At 43.7% G+C, this 23,375-nt stretch carries 29 protein-coding genes; 16 read left to right on the top strand and 13 right to left on the bottom strand.

Annotation, left to right across the window (positions count from 1 at the left end; all coding sequences use genetic code 11):
- Nucleotides 1-158 precede the first annotated feature (158 nt).
- The 5 genes from BLR32_RS11385 to BLR32_RS11365 all read left to right on the top strand — a co-directional run bounded on the left by BLR32_RS11385 (nucleotide 159) and on the right by BLR32_RS11365 (nucleotide 3,315).
- Nucleotides 159-380 (top strand): 2TM domain-containing protein, encoded by a 222-nt coding sequence (locus BLR32_RS11385; RefSeq protein WP_089831677.1) that lies wholly within the window; start codon nucleotides 159-161, stop codon nucleotides 378-380.
- A 9-nt stretch (nucleotides 381-389) separates the two neighbouring features.
- Nucleotides 390-971 (top strand): cupin domain-containing protein, encoded by a 582-nt coding sequence (locus tag BLR32_RS11380; protein WP_089831675.1) that lies wholly within the window; start codon nucleotides 390-392, stop codon nucleotides 969-971.
- Between the two features lie 3 nt (nucleotides 972-974).
- Nucleotides 975-1,541 (top strand): carboxymuconolactone decarboxylase family protein, encoded by a 567-nt coding sequence (locus BLR32_RS11375; protein WP_089831673.1) that lies wholly within the window; start codon nucleotides 975-977, stop codon nucleotides 1,539-1,541.
- Between the two features lie 8 nt (nucleotides 1,542-1,549).
- A complete protein-coding gene (locus tag BLR32_RS11370; protein ID WP_089831671.1) occupies nucleotides 1,550-2,362 on the top strand; it encodes an alpha/beta fold hydrolase in 813 nt (270 codons plus the stop codon).
- A 143-nt stretch (nucleotides 2,363-2,505) separates the two neighbouring features.
- Complete coding sequence (locus BLR32_RS11365; RefSeq protein ID WP_218124173.1) at nucleotides 2,506-3,315, top strand: DJ-1/PfpI/YhbO family deglycase/protease; 810 nt, start codon at nucleotides 2,506-2,508, stop codon at nucleotides 3,313-3,315.
- A 118-nt stretch (nucleotides 3,316-3,433) separates the two neighbouring features.
- Here the strand turns inward: BLR32_RS11365 and BLR32_RS11360 are convergent, their stop codons facing one another.
- From BLR32_RS11360 to BLR32_RS11350, 3 genes are all read right to left on the bottom strand, one after another.
- Nucleotides 3,434-4,063: a hypothetical protein gene (locus BLR32_RS11360; RefSeq protein WP_143011443.1), complete on the bottom strand. Its 630-nt coding sequence runs from the start codon at nucleotides 4,061-4,063 to the stop codon at nucleotides 3,434-3,436.
- A gap of 163 nt (nucleotides 4,064-4,226) precedes the next feature.
- The gene (locus BLR32_RS11355; protein ID WP_089831667.1) at nucleotides 4,227-4,616 is read right to left on the bottom strand and encodes a RidA family protein; all 390 of its coding nucleotides are present in this window, start codon (nucleotides 4,614-4,616) and stop codon (nucleotides 4,227-4,229) included.
- 123 nt (nucleotides 4,617-4,739) lie between these two features.
- Entirely contained in the window at nucleotides 4,740-5,303 is a 564-nt protein-coding gene (locus BLR32_RS11350) for a Crp/Fnr family transcriptional regulator (protein WP_089831665.1), read from the bottom strand.
- Nucleotides 5,304-5,533: 230 nt separating this feature from the next.
- Here BLR32_RS11350 and BLR32_RS11345 point away from each other — a divergent pair, with 230 nt between their 5' ends.
- Nucleotides 5,534-6,046: a hypothetical protein gene (locus BLR32_RS11345; protein ID WP_143011442.1), complete on the top strand. Its 513-nt coding sequence runs from the start codon at nucleotides 5,534-5,536 to the stop codon at nucleotides 6,044-6,046.
- Between the two features lie 99 nt (nucleotides 6,047-6,145).
- On the opposite strand, the gene BLR32_RS11340 is transcribed toward BLR32_RS11345, so the two are convergent.
- From BLR32_RS11340 to BLR32_RS11325, 4 genes are all read right to left on the bottom strand, one after another.
- The gene (locus tag BLR32_RS11340; RefSeq protein ID WP_089831661.1) at nucleotides 6,146-8,929 is read right to left on the bottom strand and encodes a pre-peptidase C-terminal domain-containing protein; all 2,784 of its coding nucleotides are present in this window, start codon (nucleotides 8,927-8,929) and stop codon (nucleotides 6,146-6,148) included.
- Nucleotides 8,930-9,175: 246 nt separating this feature from the next.
- Nucleotides 9,176-9,739, bottom strand: a complete 564-nt coding sequence (locus tag BLR32_RS11335) for a hypothetical protein (RefSeq protein ID WP_089831660.1) — start codon at nucleotides 9,737-9,739, stop codon at nucleotides 9,176-9,178.
- A gap of 160 nt (nucleotides 9,740-9,899) precedes the next feature.
- Complete coding sequence (locus BLR32_RS11330) at nucleotides 9,900-10,388, bottom strand: hypothetical protein (RefSeq protein ID WP_089831657.1); 489 nt, start codon at nucleotides 10,386-10,388, stop codon at nucleotides 9,900-9,902.
- Nucleotides 10,389-10,561: 173 nt separating this feature from the next.
- Nucleotides 10,562-10,960: a hypothetical protein gene (locus BLR32_RS11325; protein WP_143011440.1), complete on the bottom strand. Its 399-nt coding sequence runs from the start codon at nucleotides 10,958-10,960 to the stop codon at nucleotides 10,562-10,564.
- A gap of 150 nt (nucleotides 10,961-11,110) precedes the next feature.
- On the opposite strand from BLR32_RS11325, the gene BLR32_RS11320 reads away from it, so the two are divergent.
- Entirely contained in the window at nucleotides 11,111-11,563 is a 453-nt protein-coding gene (locus tag BLR32_RS11320; RefSeq protein ID WP_089831653.1) for a hypothetical protein, read from the top strand.
- Between the two features lie 33 nt (nucleotides 11,564-11,596).
- Here BLR32_RS11320 and BLR32_RS11315 read toward each other — a convergent pair whose 3' ends face one another.
- Nucleotides 11,597-11,812 carry a hypothetical protein gene (locus tag BLR32_RS11315; protein WP_089831651.1) on the bottom strand — a complete coding sequence of 72 codons (216 nt, stop codon included), beginning with the start codon at nucleotides 11,810-11,812 and terminating at the stop codon, nucleotides 11,597-11,599.
- Between the two features lie 233 nt (nucleotides 11,813-12,045).
- Between BLR32_RS11315 and BLR32_RS11310 the strand changes: the two genes are divergently transcribed.
- From BLR32_RS11310 to BLR32_RS34235, 4 genes are all read left to right on the top strand, one after another.
- Nucleotides 12,046-13,917 (top strand): amidohydrolase, encoded by a 1,872-nt coding sequence (locus BLR32_RS11310; protein WP_176842239.1) that lies wholly within the window; start codon nucleotides 12,046-12,048, stop codon nucleotides 13,915-13,917.
- Between the two features lie 140 nt (nucleotides 13,918-14,057).
- Complete coding sequence (locus BLR32_RS11305) at nucleotides 14,058-14,399, top strand: HopJ type III effector protein (RefSeq protein ID WP_089831647.1); 342 nt, start codon at nucleotides 14,058-14,060, stop codon at nucleotides 14,397-14,399.
- A gap of 162 nt (nucleotides 14,400-14,561) precedes the next feature.
- The gene (locus tag BLR32_RS11300; protein ID WP_089831644.1) at nucleotides 14,562-14,852 is read left to right on the top strand and encodes an Ada metal-binding domain-containing protein; all 291 of its coding nucleotides are present in this window, start codon (nucleotides 14,562-14,564) and stop codon (nucleotides 14,850-14,852) included.
- Complete coding sequence (locus BLR32_RS34235) at nucleotides 14,804-15,070, top strand: Rossmann-fold NAD(P)-binding domain-containing protein (protein ID WP_218124172.1); 267 nt, start codon at nucleotides 14,804-14,806, stop codon at nucleotides 15,068-15,070. Before BLR32_RS11300 ends, BLR32_RS34235 begins: the two co-directional genes overlap by 49 nt.
- Nucleotides 15,071-15,141: 71 nt before the next feature.
- Here BLR32_RS34235 and BLR32_RS11290 read toward each other — a convergent pair whose 3' ends face one another.
- Entirely contained in the window at nucleotides 15,142-15,789 is a 648-nt protein-coding gene (locus BLR32_RS11290; protein WP_176842238.1) for a pYEATS domain-containing protein, read from the bottom strand.
- Nucleotides 15,790-15,809: 20 nt separating this feature from the next.
- On the bottom strand, nucleotides 15,810-16,433 hold the full coding sequence (locus tag BLR32_RS33765; RefSeq protein ID WP_143011439.1) for a hypothetical protein: 624 nt from the start codon (nucleotides 16,431-16,433) through the stop codon (nucleotides 15,810-15,812).
- A gap of 252 nt (nucleotides 16,434-16,685) precedes the next feature.
- On the opposite strand from BLR32_RS33765, the gene BLR32_RS11280 reads away from it, so the two are divergent.
- Nucleotides 16,686-17,423, top strand: coding sequence for an SDR family oxidoreductase (locus BLR32_RS11280; protein ID WP_089832161.1), 738 nt, complete (start codon nucleotides 16,686-16,688; stop codon nucleotides 17,421-17,423).
- Between the two features lie 57 nt (nucleotides 17,424-17,480).
- On the top strand, nucleotides 17,481-18,398 hold the full coding sequence (locus BLR32_RS11275; RefSeq protein ID WP_089831638.1) for a helix-turn-helix domain-containing protein: 918 nt from the start codon (nucleotides 17,481-17,483) through the stop codon (nucleotides 18,396-18,398).
- Between the two features lie 99 nt (nucleotides 18,399-18,497).
- On the opposite strand, the gene ahr is transcribed toward BLR32_RS11275, so the two are convergent.
- Together ahr and BLR32_RS11265 are read right to left on the bottom strand one after the other, a co-directional pair.
- Complete coding sequence (gene ahr / locus BLR32_RS11270; protein WP_089831636.1) at nucleotides 18,498-19,520, bottom strand: NADPH-dependent aldehyde reductase Ahr; 1,023 nt, start codon at nucleotides 19,518-19,520, stop codon at nucleotides 18,498-18,500.
- A gap of 95 nt (nucleotides 19,521-19,615) precedes the next feature.
- On the bottom strand, nucleotides 19,616-20,500 hold the full coding sequence (locus tag BLR32_RS11265) for a helix-turn-helix domain-containing protein (RefSeq protein WP_245705399.1): 885 nt from the start codon (nucleotides 20,498-20,500) through the stop codon (nucleotides 19,616-19,618).
- Between the two features lie 255 nt (nucleotides 20,501-20,755).
- Here BLR32_RS11265 and BLR32_RS11260 point away from each other — a divergent pair, with 255 nt between their 5' ends.
- The gene (locus BLR32_RS11260) at nucleotides 20,756-21,523 is read left to right on the top strand and encodes an SDR family NAD(P)-dependent oxidoreductase (protein WP_089831634.1); all 768 of its coding nucleotides are present in this window, start codon (nucleotides 20,756-20,758) and stop codon (nucleotides 21,521-21,523) included.
- A gap of 108 nt (nucleotides 21,524-21,631) precedes the next feature.
- Nucleotides 21,632-22,528 (top strand): helix-turn-helix domain-containing protein, encoded by an 897-nt coding sequence (locus BLR32_RS11255; RefSeq protein ID WP_089831632.1) that lies wholly within the window; start codon nucleotides 21,632-21,634, stop codon nucleotides 22,526-22,528.
- Between the two features lie 182 nt (nucleotides 22,529-22,710).
- On the opposite strand, the gene BLR32_RS33760 is transcribed toward BLR32_RS11255, so the two are convergent.
- Entirely contained in the window at nucleotides 22,711-22,935 is a 225-nt protein-coding gene (locus BLR32_RS33760) for an FAD-dependent oxidoreductase (RefSeq protein ID WP_245705398.1), read from the bottom strand.
- A 93-nt stretch (nucleotides 22,936-23,028) separates the two neighbouring features.
- Here BLR32_RS33760 and BLR32_RS11250 point away from each other — a divergent pair, with 93 nt between their 5' ends.
- Nucleotides 23,029-23,316: a hypothetical protein gene (locus BLR32_RS11250; protein WP_089831629.1), complete on the top strand. Its 288-nt coding sequence runs from the start codon at nucleotides 23,029-23,031 to the stop codon at nucleotides 23,314-23,316.
- Nucleotides 23,317-23,375: the final 59 nt, after the last annotated feature.

Here is a 23,375-nt window from a genome sequence, read left to right as displayed (position 1 = left end):
AAGTATCGGAGAGCCATACAGTGTTTTTTCGCCCTCTCTGTATTGTCAGCTGTTAATATTGATCTTACTTTCAATCTATTAGCAAATTACTTTTCTCCGCATATTATCCTTGTAGCAGAATGGCATATAAATGGTCAACATAGACCAAACCTAATTTTATGTCATATCCAAATCAATGGAGCGAAGCCTCCATCAACCCTAAAAAGGGTTTCAGAATTCATCTGATCGTTTTCCTGCTTTCCATCCCTGTTATGTGGATCGTATGGTACTTCACTGATAGAAGCTACCCCTGGCCGCTGTGGTCTACCGTTGCATGGGTTATCGGTGTTATATTCCATTACCTGGGTGTATTTGTTTTCAAAAAATCAAAGAGCAATTAAAAACAACATATGAACCAGCAACAAAAAACATTCAGGCGTATTATAACGGGTCATAACACGGATGGCACAGCGGTTATTATTACCGATGCCCCTCCCACGCATACGCAACTTGTAGGCGGACCAGGCGGCCCTACTTTTTTTGAAGTATGGCATACGCTGGAAACCCCTGCATTGATTCACGCGCAGCCAGTTGAGCCTGAAGAAAAGGGCCTGATATTACCACCTCCTAAAAATGGGACCCGTTTACGGGTCATTGAATTTCCGCCTGAGGGTGAAGAAATACGAAAACTGAGCGGGGCAGATGCAGCTGCTAAATTCAAATCAATGGGGGATGAAAAAGCCTCTACCTCAAACGAAGCAGCCCCTCATCCGTTAATGCACCGCACAAAAACGGTCGATTACGGAATTGTACTGGAAGGAGAAATAACATTGGTGCTGGATCAGGAGGAGACGGTTATTCACGCCGGTGATATCATTATTCAAAACGGGACCAATCATGCCTGGGCTAACCGCTCGGGTAAGATATGCCGTATGGCTTTCGTTTTGATCGACGGGGAGTTTACACCTGAAATTGTAACTCCGAAAAATTAAACCATGCGTATACAACCACTACCACCAGCTAACCTTGGTGCCGAAGCCCTTTCAGTACATAACGAAATCGCTAATCTTGTTGGCCGAAGTCAAAGCCAGGTAACGATGACGGATGCGCAGGGGGCATTATTGGGTCCTTTCCCAGCTATGTTACAATACCCACAGTTCGGCATTCCTGCATTAAGTTTTCTCAGAACGCTCGACATGCATGCAACGCTCGACAAAAGGGTGCGCGAGGTGGCTATCCTAACGGTTGCAGGATCTTTTGGAGCACGCTTCGAACTGTATGCGCACGAGATCATGGCTGAAGCATTTGGTCTTTCACCCGATGTAATCGCATCGCTTGCAGCGGGCTCTCGTCCTGATGGTTTAAACGAACAGGAGACTATTGCTCATACTATCGCCCAGGTGCTGGTTGCCGGTCATATAGTACCGGATTCAACTTACAAGCGGGCAATTCACCTGCTTGGGCAGAACGCGGTAGCAGAGCTCTTCTTTCTTATCGGAGGCTACTGCTTCATAGCAATTATTTTAAACGGATTTGATATGCCCTCACCCGAAAACTTATAAGCTCTTACATGAAAAAATCAATTCTATTGCTGCTGACTGCTGCAGCGTTTAGTATAACAGCAGCTTCATGCACTAACCATGAAAAAGGACAGGATCCTGCTCCCCAGGTTTATGTACTGGTACATGGTGCATGGCAGGCTCCGTACGTTTGGGATTCTGTGCAGGCAGATCTTGTCAAAAAAGGCAACAAAGTGATTGTGGTGGAGCTGCCGGGCCACGGCTCCGATACAACGGCCCCATACCGGCTGAGTCTTGACGTATACAGGGATAAAGTGATCAATGCTATTTCTGAAGCCGATAGTAGTGTAATTCTCGTAGGACATAGCATGGGGGGCATGGTGATTACAAGTGTGGCTGAAAAAATCCCCAATAAGATCAGAAAGCTGGTTTACATAGGGGCTTTTTTGCCTGCAACGGGACAGGCACTTACAGATCTTGCTTATTCGGACCCTGGCTCCCAATTAGGACCATTGCTGAGACCTTCTGCCGATCAGTTGACACTTGATGTAAAACACGACAGCCTCACATATCTTTTTATCAACGATGGTTCTCCAGCTGTTAAAGACCTGGTATTGGCTAACTACCGGGCAGAGCCGGCTATTCCATTTGCAAACAAGGTTACGCTGACAAATGAAGGCTTCGGTTCTGTAGATAAAGTATATATAAAGACAATGAAGGATATCGTGATCTCACCAGCGCTGCAGGATCGTATGATAGCAGCGGCGGGTATAAAAGCCGTGTACATGGTGAACACAGGTCATTCACCCTTCCTGGCAGAACCGCATACCGTCTCAGCGTTGTTGACAGAAGCTGCACAATAAATTTAATTTACAATGACAAGAAATCTTATGCTCGCAATGTATTTGCTGCCGGGTAGCATTTATGTAAAAGCGGACTTCACACGCTGATAAGATTTGCTCCATCGGGTAAGGGCAAGTATCTGTAACAATTAAAAATGTATGAAATGAATTTTTTTAATCAATCCATGCTGGCGGGTATAGTAAGTGCTTTTACTGTATTGAGTGCAACAGCACAGGTTAAAACAACAGAAATGAACAGTCATGAGCTTTCCGTGTTAAATCAACTTTCGTCTCCCTCAGTAGTGGTGAATATGCCTGTTTCCCAGCTTTTGAATGCGCCCGGAAATGAGGCATTGAGAGCTTTCTTCTTTACGCCTGTAACAGATCCAACTGCATTAAAGGGTAAAAAGATCGCAGTATTGGCTGCTGATGGTTTCGAGGAAATTGAATTACTTGGGCCTGTATGGTATTTCAGACAACTCGGCGCGCAGGTAGATATTGTAGCTCCGAAATACAATCCTGCGCCAGAGAGGTACGGTCTGATGTATCCGGAAACGGCAAAAACACATATCATGGCCATTCAGTATTTGCAACCAGTTGGCTGGATAGAATTTGATCGTACTGCAGACAAGATCAAGGTAGACGATTATGATGCTGTTTTTATACCCGGTGGAGCATGGAACCCGGATAACCTGCGTTACGATAAAGATGTAATAAAGTTTATTCGGGATTTCAATAAGTCTGGGAAACTGATTGCCGCTATTTGTCACGCACCGGTTGTATTAGCTTCGGCAGATATTTTAAAAGGAAGAAAGCTGACAGGTTACTGGAATATACAGGTGGATTTAAAGAACGCCGGAGGTACAGTATTAGACCAGCCCGTAGTAACAGACGGGAATCTGATAACCAGCAGGCATCCTATAGATGTAGCTGAATTTTCAAGGGCGGTAGAGAGCTGGTTGATCAAAAAGTAAGCGGTGTAAAGGAGGCCTCTGTTTAAGCAAACATAGGAGACACTCCTTTTGGCAAACAAAAGGGGGTGTCTCCTTTATTTTGAAGACACCCCCTTTTTAGTAAATTCTAACCATCCGCCTAATATAATCGCATATTACAGTTAAACTGGCTTCTTAGCTCCTTAAATTTTGTCCAGACAGGACTGGTCAAAGGTTGCGGTGAAAGCTGATGGAAAACGAGCGTATTAGTCATTCCCGGGCATTTAATAACATGTACCACACAATTAAGCACCATTGGTTTCTTAGCCATATAATCCAGCATGCTGACGGTGCCGGAATAGGTAGCCTCATCGCTGCCCTGTGGTTTGGCAAGTTTCTTCACCTGGGTAATTGTTTTGGTGACCATATTGGCAGGGATTTTCCTGCTTTCAATGTTCCGGCCAATCAAGCCATCATAATACGCATTTAGGTTTTTATTGATGACTTCAGCACTGATCTTCTGCGCTCCCTCTAAATACCATAGGAAAGAATAGGACCAGTATTCCTGACTACCAGCTTCGCCCCAGCCTTTTGTAAAGCGGATATCTTCTACGCCTTTATAGGGAATAGTAGGGGCAAATTCAATTGGTATCGGGAAACGCTCGATATCCCATCCTTCAACAGGCAAATAATACGGCGCTTTCCATGTTTCAGGATTGAACTTAGCCTGATCCTGTCCAAACGAATGCAGGGACCAGAGACATAACAGTAAAAGAAGCATCTTTTTCATAGTCATTGGATTTATACCGGGGTGTTAGTGCCCCGCGGGCGCCAATAAGCATCAATGACTATGCCGGTCTTGCAAAATCCTGCTGGCAGGAATGATGGGTTGTATGATACAGCAAAACCGTCCGAAATTGGACGGTTCCTGCTCGGATTCGTACATGCGTTGACTATTTTACCACCGTGGCTTCCAGTTCTACTTTTAATGTTTCGAAAAGACTCTTTACTTCCAATAAGGTAACGGCTTGCTTAATGCCATGCTTGGCTATCCAATCCTGGAAAATGGGGAAGTTAGGCCAAAGCTCTGCCGTCGAAGTCGTATAGATATTCAGCCGAACAATGTTTTTGCACTCGTATCCAGCCTCACCGATCACTTGTTCCAGGTTCTGTATCGCCTGTATTAACTGGGATTGCATATCTGCATTACTTGATGTTCCTTCAGCATCTATAGCCGCCTGACCTGAACAATAGAGTGTACCTTCTACATTTTTTACTTCAACTGCCTGTGAATAACTACGTGCATCCTGCCATTTCCAGGGATTAATGTTCCTTATTTCCATGTTCTTCGTTTTTGAGTTTTGCGCCAATGCTGGCACTGTGTTTAAAATTGTACCTCAAAATTCCGAATACACACGGACTTGATTTTTGACAAACCGCACGATTAAAAAGTGATGTTTGTCACATTAGGAAGATAAGCGGCTCAGGGTCTCGCGGGAAACGCCCAGATAGGCAGCAAGAAGACCTTTGGGTACACGCTGAACAAGGGAAGGAGATTGTTTAAGGAGCTGTTCATAACGCTCTTTAGCATTAGATGTGATCAGGGATATGATGCGACGTTGTGCTCCGAGAAAACCGAAGTTCGACTTTTCAAGGAAGAAACGTTCCATCTTCTGAAGCGTATTGCGTAGCTTTTGATAATCTTCGAATGAAAGGCAGAAGACTTCAGTATCTTCAAGGCATTCTAAGGACATAGTAGCTTTAGCCTGGGTGTAAAAGGCATAAAAATCGCTTTCCCACCAGTCTTCCATAGCGAAGGAGACAATGTGCTGCTTTTCCGAAGCATCGGTATACACAAGCTTTAAAAGGCCCTTTACTACGAAATAAGAATATTTTACAGCATCCCCTTCCTGGATAATGAACTGATGTCTCTTAAACTTCTTAAAGGTGAAATGAGTCATCACGAGCGCGAACTCATCATCAGTGAGAGGTATTATCTTTTCTATATGTTCTCTGAGTTGTTCCTGCATAAGATAAAGTGTGCACAAGCCCAGGGTTACTGTAATTCCCGGTAGCTACAGGCAAAGTAAAATAAATTAAGTGAACAGACCAATATCAGACAGAGAAACCTCGTTTGCTGGTCTGATATTGGCTGTCATTCAGAACCTGTCTATCGCAGCGCTGATGGAGACGGCGGACGTGAAATATTCGAATAATTTGTTAGCTTTGGGCCTTAACCTTCATAAAATACCCAAATACAATGTCCCTGATCAGACCTATGTTCCTCTTCTTTTCCTTGTTATTTTGTATGGCAGCTTCTGCACAGACACCGCAGGATATACCGGATACCCCGTTCCTTCAAAAGGATACGGCTTATTGGGTTTACAATTTCCGGCAGTTCCGGGATGCGGTTTATCAGGGAGATAAAAAAAAGGCAAAAGTATATGTTGACTTGCCTACTACAGAGAAGGAGGATTTCAATAAGATATTCGAAAAAGACTTCATCAAGTGTCTGTTAAAGATCAAAACAGAGGAATTGTATAAGACAGGTGAGTATACCACCCCAACATTCGAAGACAGCCTTGCATCAAAGAGTTATGGGATGATTGCGACATGGCACAAACCTGACAACACTTTGATGTTAAATGTGATCTCAAAAACTATCTTCAAGGAAGGAGAAGAAAAGTGGGTTGGAGAATCCGCCGTTATCTACATTTTCGAAATCACAAAGAAAGGCCATATTAAGCTTACATCCGTAGCCCTCGCAGGTTAGTATGTAATCCTCTCTCTCCTGAAATGGTATTTACATCTTTGCAATAAAAAAGGCGGTCCGGCAAAAGGACCGCCTTTTCCATCCATCCGTCTTTAATAATTATCGCTGTAACACTACTTTCCTTGAATTAGTACCATCAGAAACAATATAGATACCATTATGTAATGAAGATGGCAATATTATTTCAAGACGGTTATATCCTGATACGACCCTGTACTGTTTAGTAAACACTACCTTTCCGGTCATATCTGTCACAGTAATATACTGCAGTTTATTGCTGCTGCTGTTCAGTTCTGTATACACCTTACCCGTAGATGGCACCGGATACACATTCAGCGCGCGGTCAATAGTCTTCCTGTTCTTGCTTATCTCCGCTGTTTTCGGTGTACTACTGATATTGGCAGTCAGCTTATAGCATATGCTGGTGCTGGATGCACCGTTATAGCCGACTACCCTTATGTAATAGGTACCTACCGGGCCATTGTTGTATACAATTCTCTCGCTGGAAGTACTGCCGTTTTCAGAACTACCCAACAATGAGCCTGTAGAATCATACAGATACAGATCATAATCTCCCGGCAGGTTGCTGAGTAATACCTCAATATGCGGTTGTGCACTGGTGTTACTGAATTTAAACCAGTCAACATCTGTAGAAGATGCAATCTGTGAATTGATCTCCGTATTTACGCTGATGGCAGCAGCAGTAGCCCGTGTACCATTGGGTTCGAATGTATTAGTACAAGCAACGGAAGGAGTTGCATTCACCAGCAGATGATAGCATTTGCTGGCACTGAACGCACCGCTGTAACCATACACGTAAATGTAATAAGTACCGGCTGCTGCATTGTTATAGGTAATCGTTTCTGCACTGGTACCGCCATTCTGTGATATAGCCAGCTGACTGCCTGTAGAAGACAGTAACCTCACATCATAATCTGCCGGTAAGTTAGACAGGTTGACAGTGATGGTATTGGTACCTGTAGTGGTAATACGGTAATAATCCAAATCACTGGCGGATGCGATCAATGCAGGCAGTGTAGTTCCTGTGAAGATAGTTGCCGCTGTAGCCAGTGTATTGTTGCTCTCCAGCTGGTCAGTACATCCTCCTATAATGCTTGCATTGGTATACAGCCTGTAACAGATGCTATCATATACAGCGCCATTATAGCCATATACCTGGAAGTAGTATGTGCCAGGGCCTACTATAGAAAAGAGAGAATCCGGAGTGGTGCCTGCGTTCTGTGAAATAGCCAGCTGGCTACCAGCAGAAGACAGCAGACGGATATCAAAATTAGCGCCCAGGTTATCCAGGAAGGCTCCCAGATAGGAGCTATCTGTCAGTACTACCTTGAAGTAATCTGTATCAGATGGCGTGTTGATAGTTCCCCTGATATCAGTATTAGTCACGATAGTGTAGGCTGTCGCCAATGTATTATTAGGCTCGTACATATCCGGGCAGGAGACATTGGTGGTATCGCCGCAGGGGTAGTTTGTGCCTGCCAGCGATAGTATACCGGTATTATCAGGATCCAGCCATGGTTTTAACTGGTGCAGTACATCGGTACCGTTGGATGTCCAGTTGTAAGACATCTTACCATATTCATCATTCTTATTAGCGGTAGATGCAGTACAGCTGGAAGGGCCACCCGATAACTGTCCTACTATCTGCCCTGTACTGTTGAACAGGGGAGAACCGGAAGAACCGCCTTCAGTCACGCTCCAATTAGTCTGCGTCTGTGCCCATACCGCTTTCCAGTGCGTATATGGAGGACCGGTTGTATTGAAGTTGTCGTTTGTAAGCGGAGTAGTATAAGTAGAGATCTTTTTGATATCGCCTGCCGGATGATGAATCGTCACGCCACTGGGACTGGCCACGTCATTCGCATTCCAGCCTGCATAGTACACGTTGTAGGAAGCAGGAACAGATGAATTGAATTGCAACAGCTGAAAGTCTGATCCATCAGCTTCTCCGCTATCGCCTGATCTGGCACGCTGCACACAACCGGTGATGGTGTTGCTCACCGGCTCATTGGCAGGATTAGCACAGGAAGGCGCTTCGTAGTTGAAATAGAATATCCACTGATTGAAGTCTGAAGCAGAAGCATTGGATCCGCAGTGGTTGGCGGTTAGGAAATAAGGCTTGCAATCACTGCGTGCATTATTGACCAATGCACCTGTACACAGGTAAGCGGCGCCGCCTAATCTCAGTAGTATTCTGGCTACAGCACGTTTCTGGTTCTGCCAGTTAGCGCCTTCAGGACAGTTCACATTCACATTACAGCTGCCGGCATCTCCGAAGTCTTTCTGCTGGTTATTTCTCGCCTCGGGGATTCTTTCACTGTAAATGTTATTTACGCCGCTGATCGTAAAATGGCCTTTACCTCTTACAGAACCGGGCTCGTAATACTCTATGGTACAGGCATTGCCTTTGAGTATTTCAGTAGCAAACAGGCCGCCCTGCTGATTATTGGCGCTTGTATAACTACCGATCAGCTGTGAGTGATCTTCGTTATACACGAACAATAAGGCGCCCTCGGGCAAATGAAAGTTGTTATAATACAGGGAAGTAGCCAAAGCTCCCTGTACATCGATCTTCAGTCGCCATACACGGTCGCCGTTGGGTAATGTACTCCAGGTACCTGTATTATTCAACGAATAATCCGTAGGAAATATGATACCTACACGCAGTGGTAATCCCTGTTTTTCGCGTTGTTCGTCTTCTTTTCTGAGATTCGCCTGGGATAACGAAGGAATAGTTTGGGTAATGATCTGCTCAGCCAGATTTGCTGAATAGCTATAAGGTTTTCCGCCCCGGCTCACCTGGGCGTTGGATAGATGGCATGCAAACAGCAGCCATAACAGTAAGAATAACGGTTTTCTCATAATGAGGTGTTTTAGGGTTTAAAAGAGAAAGCATATATGGTCCTGGGATGGATGGGATACATTAGGGTTTATTAATAGGGTGTCTTTTCAGGTATGCACTGCTAAGTTAAGGAGTAGTACTGCTGCGGAATATCATGTCCATTATAAGAAAGAGGATGCCCCCATAAGTATGGAAACATCCTCTTCATTTTTATACGGTAGAGCTATATAGTATGCCTCAATTATTATGAGACACTATTCGTTTGATTAATAATTCGTCGCTTTCTGATAGGCAGCATTTTCTGCGTCCCTTATCGCTTTCTTTGCTTTCAGGTAGTTCAGCGCTTCAGAGATATAGCCGAACAAAGCAAGAACAGCCACAACGTACAAGCCAATGCACCAATATAAATTAGAGTTTGATGACGATCTTTCAGTGATCCTTTTTATGTCTTCCTGCGGTTCAAAGGAGCTGTAAGAAGGATCCGATTTGGCATAGTATAAAGGCATTTCTGCAGATGTGGGAGGGGAGGACAAAGTTCTTTCTCCCTTGTATGGACCGCCACCATTTACGTCATAGGTATATGTTACCTCGTAATGTTTCATGGGCAGACCCATTACCTTTATTGTCACTTCTTTATAAGTAGGATCTACTTTTGCAACAGCAACTGTATTATCCTTCATCATGGCTTCCAGTAACGGAATATATTTTATTTCGTTTTTTCTTTCCCTGTGACTGGAATAACATCCATTGGCAATGACTAATAATATGACGATACCGATTATCGGACCAATTTTAATTGGATTTTTCAGTGTAGGTCTTTCCTGGCTCATAGGTTTGGGTGTATTTGGAATGCAAGATATAATAAATATATTAAATAGGTAAGGTGTATGTTGGGGTGAGGGCCGGTTCTACTAAAAGAAGGAGGTGCCCCAAACGTACTTGAGACACCTCCTTTTTTTTGCCCTTAAGCGTCTGAAAGGCAGCGTTTATTTATTCGCACAAGGCTTCCGCAAATTTTTTGGTAGTGTAAGCTTTAATGAGCTTATAAGACACTTTTAAGGCATCTGCAGACTTCTCACCAGCGGGAGCAATGTTTTTGTCTTCCATGAAGCGCAGTACCTGGTTGTCTTTTGCATAGGTGCGGTATTCACTCCGGGTTTCCGGGCCATCAGCAGGGCCACCGACTAACGACTCGTAACAGAAGATGAATTTGCCTGCCTGGAAATAGAATTCACGGGTCCAGGAGCCATCACCTATACTGCCTGATTCTACGATCTTCACGATCTCCTTTTTCTGGTTAAAGAAATATTTAACTTGTCCATCATAGGCACAACCGTCAGATTCGTATTTAAATACTTCTGTGGTGAGGGAAGCAGTGTTTATGTTTTTGTACGCTGCTCTGATAGCAGCTATAGCAGCTGAGGTGTCCATACTGCGTTGCATTGTCCCCTGTGAAGCATAAGTTTTTGCGCAGGTCATACAAATCAATAGGGAAAGAATAAACTGAAGGCGGATAAATACATTCATTTCTGTTAGTAATTATTAGAATATGAAAATATGAAATGTATTAGAAATAGAACGTTAAAATATTAAGATAAGCAGGCAGACGCTCATCCGGGGTAACCGCCATCAGATCAGATGCCGTTTCACCATTAAATGAATCCTGCCTGCCTGCTGTTGCTTGTTGTACCCTCAGCTATCCGTGATTTATAATATTTATCGGCCATTATTGATATAGGTGTGCCAAATACTACCGCCAGAATTAAAAGGCCTATTATCTGCTGGATATTCATGACAAAAGGCCTGGAAGGGAGTGCGGTAAGTGGTAAAACAATGAAAGTCATGGTCAACCATACAAATATTGCATACAATAACCCGTTCAGATACTTATTTGATGATACTTTGCTTATTCTAGGGTACAGGAGGAAGAAGGAGAGTGCAAATGAAAAGGAGATAAAATAGTGAATAAAAATCCCCAATATTACAATCAAGGGTCCTCCACTTAAGGCGGTTTTCAATCCAATAGCGCCCCCGGCAATGACATAAAACATCCTGACAGGGAATGCGCCTGTAAACCTGCACTGTTCAGGGGGCTGCCCACGTATATTCATCCTGCAGCGCCTATTAAAGATGGCAAACTGGCGCTGACACCGGAGGATATTATCAGCAGCAAAATCGATCCGCAGCATGAAAACTTTTACATGTATACTTTCTTCCCCAGGGAATTCAATGTCGATAGCGATAACTTCAGGTATAAAGCAAGAATGAGAATTACCATACTTAAGAATGTGACGTGTCCCATCATCATGCAGGAAATATGTGGTCAAAGCAATTCACTGTATTTCTTTACGACGCTTCCCGGTTGCACCGGCACTATCGATGCAAATGTGGGAGAGCATTATATGAGCGGGAAAAGTACCGACCTGTCTGCTTTTGGCTGTGATATCCGTGAGTGGCACAATATTGAAGTAGTTGTAAAGAATAAGATGGCCCGGTTTTATATAGACCAGCAGGAGATATTCAGCAGGTCTTATACAAAATCGTCAGGCCTTGTTATCGGAATGATATTCAGTTCAAACGGTCTTTGTGAGATAGATGATATCGAACTCACAGGCCCTGACGGCAAAGTTGTTTATAAAAACGACTTTCAATAACAGCTGTACGCACATTAATAGCAATAATTCCTGTCACCGGACCTTTACCTGTGGTTTAGGTTTCCTCCTGAACCAGTGCCGTTTCCACATCCAGAACCCGCTCAATACCACGACAGGAAGGAATACAAAACGAACCGCATTAGCAGCCGCAGGCATGGTAGACACCGGTCCGTAGATATAACCGAGGATAGGTATGCTTAGCAGAATATGGAACCACCGGATGATTTTTCTTTCCGTAGATGCTTTCATGTCAATACACATTTGATGCAATACAAAGCTATTAAGGGGCAGTCAGGGAAATATGGGACTGTAGATTTGAGCGGTAAATGTGTAGACGAAAGGGAAAAGGGGGGCGAAAGATATATACCATAACAAGTGAACAATTTGATATTATCAGCTGTATTAAGTGATATTTAGTCTCAGATCATGAAATGTTCGGGTCTATTCGGGACTTTCGTCATGCAACCAAAACCTCAAACAATATGGAAAACCAACATGTACACCACCATTCCTGCACGCATTGTGCCTGTAACAATCCGATACTGACAATACTGCAAGATGAGCTTTTCAGTTCGGATAACTTTTCCTCACTTCCCACGGCAAAGACTAAAGTTAAAGAAGAAAAACCCCAGGCACTGATGATCAGTGGCGGAACGATAAGGCCGATGATCGACGGATCTGTTGAAAAGGTCCCCGCCATAGGCATTGCGGATGGTAATGTTGTTGTTACCGGTACAGAACAACACGTAAAGGAATTTATGCATCATCATCATCCCGGTTTTACTTCCAGGGAGTTGCAACCCGGGCACACGCTATTACCCGGACTTATTGAGCCACATGTTCATCTTGTGCCTACTGCAATATTGATGGGATGGCTGGATGTAGGCGGATTTGATCAGCAGGATTTACGTCAGGGCTATGACATGAACATGGTTAGTGACATTATCCGGCAGGAGATACCTTTCGTAAAGCCTGGACACTGGATTTTAGGCGCCGGCCTTGATCCTGCTTTAATGCCTTTGCAGAATCATAATAAGGAATTAGTAACCATAGATATCGACCGGCTGGATGCCATCACGGAAGAAGTGCCTTTGATGATAATAAGTGCTTCGATGCATACACTTTATGTGAATACACCGGCCCTGAAAGCAGTATACTATTATGATAAGAACAAGGAATTGCGAAAGGAATATCCTGAATTCAAGGATTACCGGAAGGCCACACACGGACAATTGCAGGAAGCCGCAGGTATGCAGCCTGCACTCATAGCAATTCCAAAGCAACAGATGACCGCGATGTTCCTGGAATCATTTACCCACCTGAAGGAAATTTTCCAGACAGCCAATAAAAGAGGAACCACTTTCGTGTATGATGCGGGGATGAACAATAAGCAGAAAGAGCTATTGGATGCCTACTTGCTGGTACACAAGCGGGCCGTGCGGATAGGTGCTGCACAGATAGTTCAATCAATGGATGATGCGAAAGCCTTACCTGAATATGCGCCGCCCGCTTCATATAAGGATGTATATATCGGGCATGTAAAAGTAATTACAGATGGCTCGAATCAGGGATTGACCGGGTATCAGTCAGAGGCCTATCTATGCAACCCTAAGGACAACTATGGCATATTTAACTTCGGAAAGGAGAAGAGACCTTTGAACGCTCCACAGGATTTTAAAGACCTGATAGATACCGTCATCGCAAAGAAAGGCTGGCCACTGATGATCCATGCCAATGGTAATCTTGCCATTCAGTTTGTGATCCAGGTGTACCAGGAATATATACGTCAGCCGAAGCAAGGCGTACGGCACAGGATAGAGCATTGCTCCTTAATAACCAAAGATCAGTTGAAGACGATGAAAGAACTGGAGGTATCTCCGAGCTTCCTGATTGGCCATGTTGGTTATTGGGGATATGCTTTCCGGGAAGCCATTTTCGGCGACAAGACCCTCATCCTTGATCCTTGTCATACTGCGTTGAAGGAAGGACTGAAGATAACGCTGCATAGTGATCATATGGTAAGTCCACTAGGCCCATTGAGAATGATGGAGCAATCCATTACACGGAGAATGGAAGCAGCCCCGGAACCTGAAGTCCTGAATGCGCCGGAACGTATTACAGCTGAGCAGGCATTGACTGCAGTAACCTACGATGCTGCGTGGCAATGTTATGCTGATCAGTGGACTGGTTCACTGAAAGTGGGGAATTTCGCTGATTTCGCTATCCTGAAACAGGATCCGCTTACCATGAAGGACCCTTATATGAACATGCGGAATATTGAAGTACTGGAAACCTGGGTAGGAGGGGTACCGGTTTATAGTAAGCAGGATGTGAAGAAGATGAGCATGATATAGAAATAAAAAAGGGAGTCATTGTCTAAATAGCAATGGCTCCTTTTTTTATCGCGAAAATAAATTTCTATTTTTGCGCCGTTAAATGAGGATTGCAGGTCTTCCTGCACAACCTCACATTAATTAAAAACATGTTATTCTGAATGAAAGAGGAAATAATTACGCTGATTGAGAAATTAAAAGAGAACGGACTCGCGTTCAAAGAAGTGATTGAATTCATAGAAACCAGGTATCAGCATCAGCCAACAGCTTTTAAAAACGGTGAGGCATACAATGAAGCCACTCAAAACCAGGGTAGCGCGAAAGTATTTTCGTTCGCTCAGCTAAATAACCTGAGCAAGGAAGATACCTTGTACTTATTTGCAGAGCATTATCAGGCGGTATTAAATACCCCTGATGCAACTGATCACCAGAATATCAGGCAATTTATGAAGCACGGCTGGTCCGGAATAGCTTTCGAAGGACAGGCGCTGCTTGCGAAATAATTTTTATGAAGTGTATCAAAAAAGGCTATAGACGCGTGATCTATAGCCTTTTTGATTTGTATGCAGAAACATTCATTCCACTTTGAAAGACAGCAAGAATCGGATTTTAAATGGGTGTCGTATAAACTACTTTTGACTTGTCAATGAGCAAAAAAAGTTATCATGATAAACCATATTGATCTGGGGAATGATCGAGTAGAAAGAAGTAAGCATCTTGCCCCCTTAATCCGCTCAGGGATTGTAAGCCTCGGTGGCTACAGGAAAGCACGTATCTATGGATTGCTAAGCTGTTCTTCCGGTAAGAAAATGAAGGCAGAAAACCGGGTGTTCTTTCAAAACGAAGCCGAAGCGCTTGCAAACGGTTATCGGCCCTGTGGCAATTGTCTTCCTGAAAAACACAGCGCATGGAAAGCAGGCCGGAACGTGGGAGATATCTGGGCTGCCGGGACATAAAAAAAGGTCAGCAGGCGGTTAGTCAGCTGCAGTCAGAGGGACTGAAACAGGTAGATCCTGGTTATACCGCTACAGACTTTAACAATCACTCCGGCCACGGAACTGTGTCCGATGCTGCTGCCAGAGTGGTTAAAGCTGCTACGCTTAGTCCGGATGGTCCAACAGGTCAGTTCTTTAGTGATGACAATGCCCCCGAAACAGGGATCAGCCCATGGTAAGAGATAGTTCCAACAATATTAACGGCCGCGTAAATCGTATGATTTATGCGGCCGTTAGTATATGCTGATATTTATTTATAGCTCAGGTCGTGCGATAGCTGCTGGACATCCCCATCGTTATAAATTACTTTCATCCTAACGGTAAAGGTGCCCCAGCCTTTTATCGTGATTGGAAAAGCAGCACTGCCGGTTCCTCGTTTGCAAACCAGTTGAATGGGATTGCTGAAGGTCGGATGTAATTTATATTCAACGCATTTGATCTGACTTAATGTATTCTCCGGTCCCTGAACAAAGATCGTCCAGCTCCACCAGTCCTCGGCAAGTTTTTTAACGGTGCTGGCTGCAGATACATCTCTCGACGTCTGCTTATTGCGAAATAATAAATCATGTTTCAGATATTTTACATCCCCATTATTGAAGGTAACACGTACGGGAATGCTAAAGGCGCCCCAGCCAGTTGCAGTGAAAGCAAAAGGCATATCAGCACTGCCTATATTTTTTACTGTTATCGTATTAGGAGAGAAAGTCCTGTGCAAGGTATAAGTAACTGATTTGATCTGATTGAGGATTGCTTTTGGCGCCCCAATATATATAGTCCATTCCCACCTGCTGTCGCCCAGATACTTTGAGTTATTGTAGGTACGGATATCCGTCTGTGCAAAGACATTTGGAATAATACAAAAAAATAACAGGAGGCTATATAATAGACGTTTTTTCATGACACAGGACTTAGGAGTGATTATCGTTCCATCTTTGTTAGTTTTATACGTGTTTTGGGAACTTCTATTTCTTCTGTTCCCCATTGTTCATCATTGGATTTTTCTGCGACAATTCTGAACTTCTCTCCAGGTTTGATGTGTTCAAGGCTTACCTTAACTACACCCGGACCTTTAAAATCGGGTTCGAGTACCTCCGATTTAATTTTCCCATCCCTGAATTTATAGATGCGGTATGTCAGGCTTTTGTCTTTAGGACTAATACCGAGTGTTTCATCAAAGTCGAGGAACATGTCAAACTCATATTCTTTCAGGATGCTTAATTGTTCTTTGACTGTCTGGCTCTTTTTCAAATCATCTTCCAGGCTAAGCAGTCTTGCTTCATATCCTTTAAATTTGAAAAATACACCGACACCAATAACTAAGAAGCCCAGTAAATAGAATAAAGTAAACCTGTCTGCCTCCAGGTGGAATCCCATTTTTTCCAGATCCAGGGTAACCTGTTTCTGACTCTCCAGTTTTTTGCTGAAAACAAACACGAGTACTATCAAAGCTATGCCTATCAGAATATAGGGATAGTCCTTATTAAGTGCCTCTTCTATCCAGGGTACTTTGCGGTTATCGTCAATCAGAAAGTTGGGGTCCATTTCTAAATCTTTTTATAAAGAGATGTGGAGCAGGTTGGCATGTATGCTGGCGCTTTCGGCTGGTCCGATCCTTATATGAAGTTAGAAACAGCTATTGTAGAAAAAAATACCAACTACTTGGTATTTTCTACTGTACAGTATGGTAGTGCTTCCTCATTTTGGCTACGAAGTCCCTCAATTAGGCTACGAGAGCCGGGAGGTAGTTCCTGACCTTTGTGTAGAAATCATCATCTAAAAAAAATGAAAACGAAAATGAAGAAGGTACTCATTACAGGAGCTAATAAAAGTATTGGTTATGAAACTGCACGGCAGTTACTCCGGGAAGGATATTATGTTTATTTAGGTAGTCGTGATGTAGAGAACGGTCAGCAGGCAGTAGAAAAGCTGAAAGCTGAGGGATTAAACGCCGTGGAAGTAATAGAACTGGATGTAAGCAGTCAGGAATCGGTAAACGCTGCACGGGCTGAAATAGGCAGAAAAACGGAGGTGCTGGATGCCCTGGTCAACAATGCCGGTATCAATGGCGGACTGCCACAAACAGCACTTGGTTCTGATATTGCTGTTATGAATGAGGTGTTTAACGTCAATTTGTACGGCGTTGTAAGGGTTACACAGGCCTTTATAGAGTTATTGAAAAAGGCAGAGCAGCCGCGTATTGTGAATGTATCATCCGGCGGATGTTCGCTTACCCTGAACAGTGATCCCAGCTGGAAATATTATCATCATAAAGGCGCTATTTATCTGCCATCAAAGGCCGCACTTAATATGTACACAATCGTGCTGGCATATGAACTGCGCGATACGGCATTTAGAGTGAATGCTGTTGATCCCGGATTTACAGCTACAGATTTTAACCAGCACCGCGGGACTGGTAGTGTTGAAGAAGCCGGAACCCGAATAGCAAAATATGTCCTGGTGGGAGAAGACGGGCCAACAGGAAAATATATAAGTGAGGAAGCGAACCCGGAAACAGGATATATCCCATGGTAAATAAATGTTATAACCGGCAATATTTTTTGCCGGTTATAATTTTAGTAATTTTTCAGTATGAAAAAGGAAGAAACAAGCCATCTTAAGTTGGATTCTATATCCGATGCACATCGGGCATTAGGCTTGCCTAAGCCATTGCATCCTTTGATAAGTTTGATAGATAATGATAAAACTAAGGTCGGGAGCAGTAGGTTACCCGACTCCCATGTTTTAAATTTTTATAAGATATCGTATAGAAGTCGTCTTGGCGGGAAATTAAAATACGGACAGGGGCATTATGATTTTGATGAAGGCGGATTATTATTCGCTTCTCCTAACCAGGTAATTGGCAAAAATGATGAAACACAGGAGCTCTCCGGATATACTTTACTCATCCATCCTGATTTCCTCCTGGGTTATCCTATCGCCAGGAAGATCAAACAATACGGTTTCTTTTCATATACGACCAATGAAGCATTGCACTTGTCAGATAAGGAAAAGATGGCCATTATTTCAATCTTTAAGATCATGGAGGAGGAGTTGAATAGCAGGATAGATGATTTAAGCCAGGATGTAATGATTGCGCAGCTGGAGTTACTGCTGACTTATGCACAGCGCTTTTACAAGCGTCAGTTCATTACCCGTAAAGCGGTCAGCAATGATGTATTACAACGAATGGAAGAGATGCTGGATACTTATTTTAATGACCAGACCTCATTAAGTAGAGGAATTCCGACAGTGCAATACCTTTCAGAACGCTTAAACTTTTCTCCCAGTTATTTAAGCGACATGTTGCGTTCCCTGACGGGACAGAATGCGCAGCAGCATATACATCAGAAGCTGATTGAAAAGGCGAAGGAGAAATTATCCACTACCCGCTTATCTGTAAGTGAAGTTGCCTATGAGCTGGGGTTTGAACATCCGCAATCGTTCAGCAAGCTGTTTAAGAGTAAGACAAGCCTTTCGCCGGTAGAATTCAGGAGATCTTTTAATTGAGAGAAGGATGCTGCACGGCCAAACAGAAACAGGACAAGCGGAAGAATCCGCCTTGTCCTGTTTGTAACCATATAGCAATGACCTGCTGAGCAATCATCCTCATTTGAAATCTGCCTCCAGCACAATCCTGTAACTGGCCTTTCCTGCCCTGAGATGATCCAACGCCTCATTTACTTTGCTCATTGGAAAATACTCCACTTTAGGAGCGATTTTATGATGTGCAGCAAACTGAAGCATCTGATCTGTTTGCACCCGGTTACCTGCCGGTGAACCGGAAATAGACTTTTTACCTACAATCAGCGACAGCGCATATACCGGTATAGGCTCTAATACCGCGCCGACCACATGCAGTCTACCCCCTGGTTTTAGCAAAGAAATAATGCTATCCCAATCCAGGGAAACATTCGCAGTGACCACAATGAAATCCAGGCTCTTTGCCAGTTTTTTCAACTCTTCTGTGTTAGTGCTGGATGCTGTATGTGTAGCTCCGAAAGAACGGGCTTCTTCATACTTACTGCTGCTGGAAGTAAATGCAGTGACTTCACATCCCCAGGCTTTCAGGAATTTTATCGCCATGTGGCCTAATCCGCCGATGCCGAATACACCTACTTTATCAGTGGGTAATATGTGGTTGTCGAGTAGGGGAGCGAATACAGTAATACCTCCACAAAGTAGTGGCCCTGCAGATGCTGGATCAACACCATCGGGAATCGGTACTGCCCATACCCAATGACTACGCAGCTGACTGGCAAATGCTCCATGATGCCCCACAATGGTGGCTCGCCCCGTAGTGCATAGCTCGTGTTCCCCTTTCAGGCACTGCTCGCAGTGCATACAGCTATAGGCGTTCCAGCCAATACCTACGCGTTGGCCTATCTTCAGACCTTTTTCTTTGGCGATATCACCCAGTGCAATCACCCTTCCAATAGCTTCATGACCGGGTACTAAAGGATAAGCGCTGATGCCCCATTCATTGTCTAACATCGAAAGGTCCGAATGACAAATACCACAGTATTCAACTTCAATATCTACTTCCTCCGGACCTAAATGTCCGGGCTCATACTGGAACGATGCTAACTTCCCTCCGGCGGTGCTTACCGCCCATGCGTTTACTATTGCCATGCGTTTAATTTTTTTCAGTTACCGATAAAAAAAGACGGCACGAAGTTCGCGCCGTCTGTTCTATTGTAATTTGCCTGGTAGCTCAGATTTCATTACTATTTAGCTCTTTCATCGATATCCGATTGCCTGGCAGCGCTCGGCGAATAGCCAAAATGTTCTTTAAAGATCCGGGAGAAGTGAGATGGATTTTCAAATCCCACCATATAACAGATATCAAGTATCGGGAGGTCAGTCTTTTCAAGTGCTTCCTTTGCCTTGTTCAGTCGTTTAATACGGATCCAGTCAGATGGCGGCATGTTGTACAGGTCATTGAAGTCACGCTTAAAGCTCGCCAGGCTGCGACCTGATAGATACGCGAGTTGCTCTATGGTGATAGGGTTAGCGAAGTTTTCTTCTACAATCTCTGTAAGATCCGATTTGACTGGTTTCTTCATCTGTAATAGCTGCTGTAACAGATTCTTATCAGCAGCTGCGACGTCATAAAGCAATTCCAGCATCTTTATTCTTAGTAAGCCTTCTTCTACATTATCCGGTTCGCTGAAATAAGGAACAACGGATTCAAAAAATTTCTGCATCCGCTCATTAACCGGCTTTACAGCTATTTTTACCGTTTCTTTCGTGGTGATATCTTTAATGTTGGCAACGCGTATAAAATCCTGCAGGAACTCGTCCTTCAAAAAAAAGAGTACGCTGGAATACATGCCGTTGTGTTCAAAACTGAGGGTTTTATCGTACTGAATCAGCGAATTTTTCCTCAGCAGCAGCATCTCATGCTGTTTCACCAGGTAGGATTCCTTTCCATGTGTTATCCTGTTCTGGCCCTGCGATACATACAACAGCATATGTTCTTCCAGTAACATTGCTCCCCGGCTTTGTTGTATATGTGTACATGACTCTACCACCGAGAGACCGTTTATCGTCAATGCCCTGTTGAAGTAAGGAGCAGATATCATTTCGGTTGGAACCCTTACGTATTTCATGGAACGAATGTAAAGAATTGTCTGCGTTGGGACTGTTCTTTTTAGCTCAAATCTGTGTACTATATAGCTATTGGATCCCATTCCTGCCGCCAGGCATGCTATTTCGTCTAAAATACCGGTATGTGGGGCCCTGATATAGTAATATGCTGATAAATGCCAATACGATGTAATCAGTGTAATGTATAAATCTTGCCGTCTAATGTAAAAGTCGATCATCCTGAACAGGCGGACCTTTGTGTCATAAAAATATTATTTATGACTACAACGGATCAAAAATCAAAAATCGTCCTTGTTACGGGTGGAAGTAGAGGCATAGGAAAAAGTATAGCTATAAACGCTGCGAAGCGTGGAATGGGAGTGATCCTTACCTATAACAGCAACCCGGAAAAAGGCATTGCAGTGGCTGATGAAATCAACGCGGATGGCGGTAAAGCTGTTGCCTTAAAATGGGACTCTGCTGATGTTTCATCATTTGACAGTTTCGCTGATCAGGTCCTGCAGGTGCTTAAAAAAGAATGGAACAGGACCCACTTCGACTACCTGGTAAATAACGCAGGGATAGCCCAGAGAACGCTGATCAAAGACACCACAGAGGCCATCTTCGACCAACTGGTGAATGTTAACTTTAAAGGAGTATTCTTCCTCACACAAAAGCTGCTCCCGTTAATGGCGGATGGAGGACATATCATTAATATCTCTTCTGGCCTTGCCCGGTTTGCATACCCTGGCGTAGCTGTCTATGGTGCCATCAAAGCCGGCATAGAAGCATTGACAAGATACTTTGCCAAAGAGTACGCAGATAGGAGGATCCGCGTCAATACCGTTGCACCCGGAGCAATTGATACCGAGTTTGGTGGAGGAAAAGGAGATGAGAGTCACCGTCAGCAACTCGCTAATATGATTGCGCTTGGTCGCCTTGGTGTTGCGGATGATGTTGGCCTTTTTGTGGCGTCACTCCTTTCTGACGACAGCCGTTTTGTGAATGCACAACGTATTGAAGTAGGCGGCGGCATCTTTATCTGATAAGCAGCCAGTGGGCGTAATGAGCTATAGTGGACGCATTGGCCTGATTTATTTGTAGCTTCGTTTAAAGAAGATTAAATCCCGGTCGCTGACGTTAAAATATATCCGATGAATTATGTAGATATTCACTCCATCTCAGAATTGCATGAGTTTTTCCGTTACGGGAAGCCCGTGCATCCTTTGATAAGCATCGTTGATCTTGCTAAGGTAGAACGCTCCCATAGGGTGCCTGGCGATGTATACAGATTGAATTTATATTCCGTTTCCTGCAAGAAGATAAAGGGCGTTTTCGGGTATGGCCGTACTACCTATGATTTTTCTGAAGGTTCTTTGATGTTTAGTGCCCCTTATCAGGCTTTATCTCCGGACCCGAACATAAAGGTAATAGAGGGTTGGGGCATATATATCCATCCTGATCTATTAAATGTAAACACCAGGGGGCGTAAAATAACGGAGTTCTCTTTTTTTGGATACGATGCCAATGAGGCATTGCATATCTCAGAAGTAGAGAAAGTGATCCTCGAAGATTGTATCAGGAACATTCAGCGGGAAATAGGGCTGAACCTGGACAAGCATTCTGCTAATCTTATTCTGAGCAATCTTGAGTTGTTCTTTGCTTACTGTGACCGTTTCTACGACCGCCAGTTTTTGACAAGGGAGAAATCAAGTAATGATATCGTACAGCGATTCGACAGGCTATTGACAGACTATTTCAACCAGGAGTCCCTTATCGGTACTGGCTTGCCGGAAGTGAAGTATTTTGCATCACAGCTTAACCTGTCAACGAATTATCTTGCGGATCTGCTGAATAAATATACGGGTAAATCAACGCAGGAGCATATCTACTTCAGGTTGATTGATAAGGCCAAATCGTTATTGTGGAGCACTGAAAAGGCCGTCAGTGAAATAGCATATGATCTTGGCTTTGAACACCCTTCTCATTTTACTAAACTGTTTAAGAGGAAAACGGGTGTTTCTCCGAAGGATTACAGGAATCAGCATTGACTACCTGCGATAATATTGAACCAGATGCGTTAATGGGACTTACCCATGGCTCCATTGGTGATGGAGATGAAAATGTAAGCGGTCCGCTCCGGCGGAACTATTCTCGTCTTCCCGGCGCTAACAAAGGGCAAGTCTGAATAAAAAAACTTGCCCTTTCTTTATATAGACGGTGAATGGTATTGCTAATGATTGCTACGACTGATTTTTCTCGCTACCTCTCTCGCAGCAATCACCGCACCTTCCATATAGCCTGCATGTACTGTAGCCGTTTCAGTGCCACAGAAATAAAATCTATTATTAAGATAAGATACCTGCAATAATGAATGACCATTGTTCTGATGAGGACGTTGGATGATCTGGCCACCAATACATCTCCATCTGATTTTCGTAAGTCTATAACTGCTCATTAAGCGCTTGCCTAAAAGTACCATATCTTTTCACACCTTTCCATTTTCTATAATCGGGTAGTAGCTGACCTTTGTGATGTAAAAATAATCACAATGGCAAAAGCTTATTTAGAAATTACTCTCAGGATCGAAGAAGCAGACAGGGCAAATGCAGCAGGCGTTTATAACAAGTACAAAGCGCCATTTCTTAGTAACATTAAAGGAGCTACTTCCAAAGAGTTACTGGTGAGAACAGAAGATGTGCAGGTGTTACATGGTTTTGAATCAGTAGCAGATGCACAGGCATATCTTGGTAGCGAACTTTTTACAAAAGACGTTGTTGTTGCGCTAAAGCCTTATCTGAAAGATAATCCGGATGTAAGTATTTATGCAGTTGCTTAATGGCTGGCAACCAGTATACCATTAGCTAACCCATATTGGGGTAGCAATTATTACACATA

Source organism: Chitinophaga filiformis, assembly GCF_900102545.1.
GTDB lineage: Bacteria > Bacteroidota > Bacteroidia > Chitinophagales > Chitinophagaceae > Chitinophaga > Chitinophaga filiformis.
This window is presented reverse-complemented; position numbering and strand designations above follow the sequence as displayed.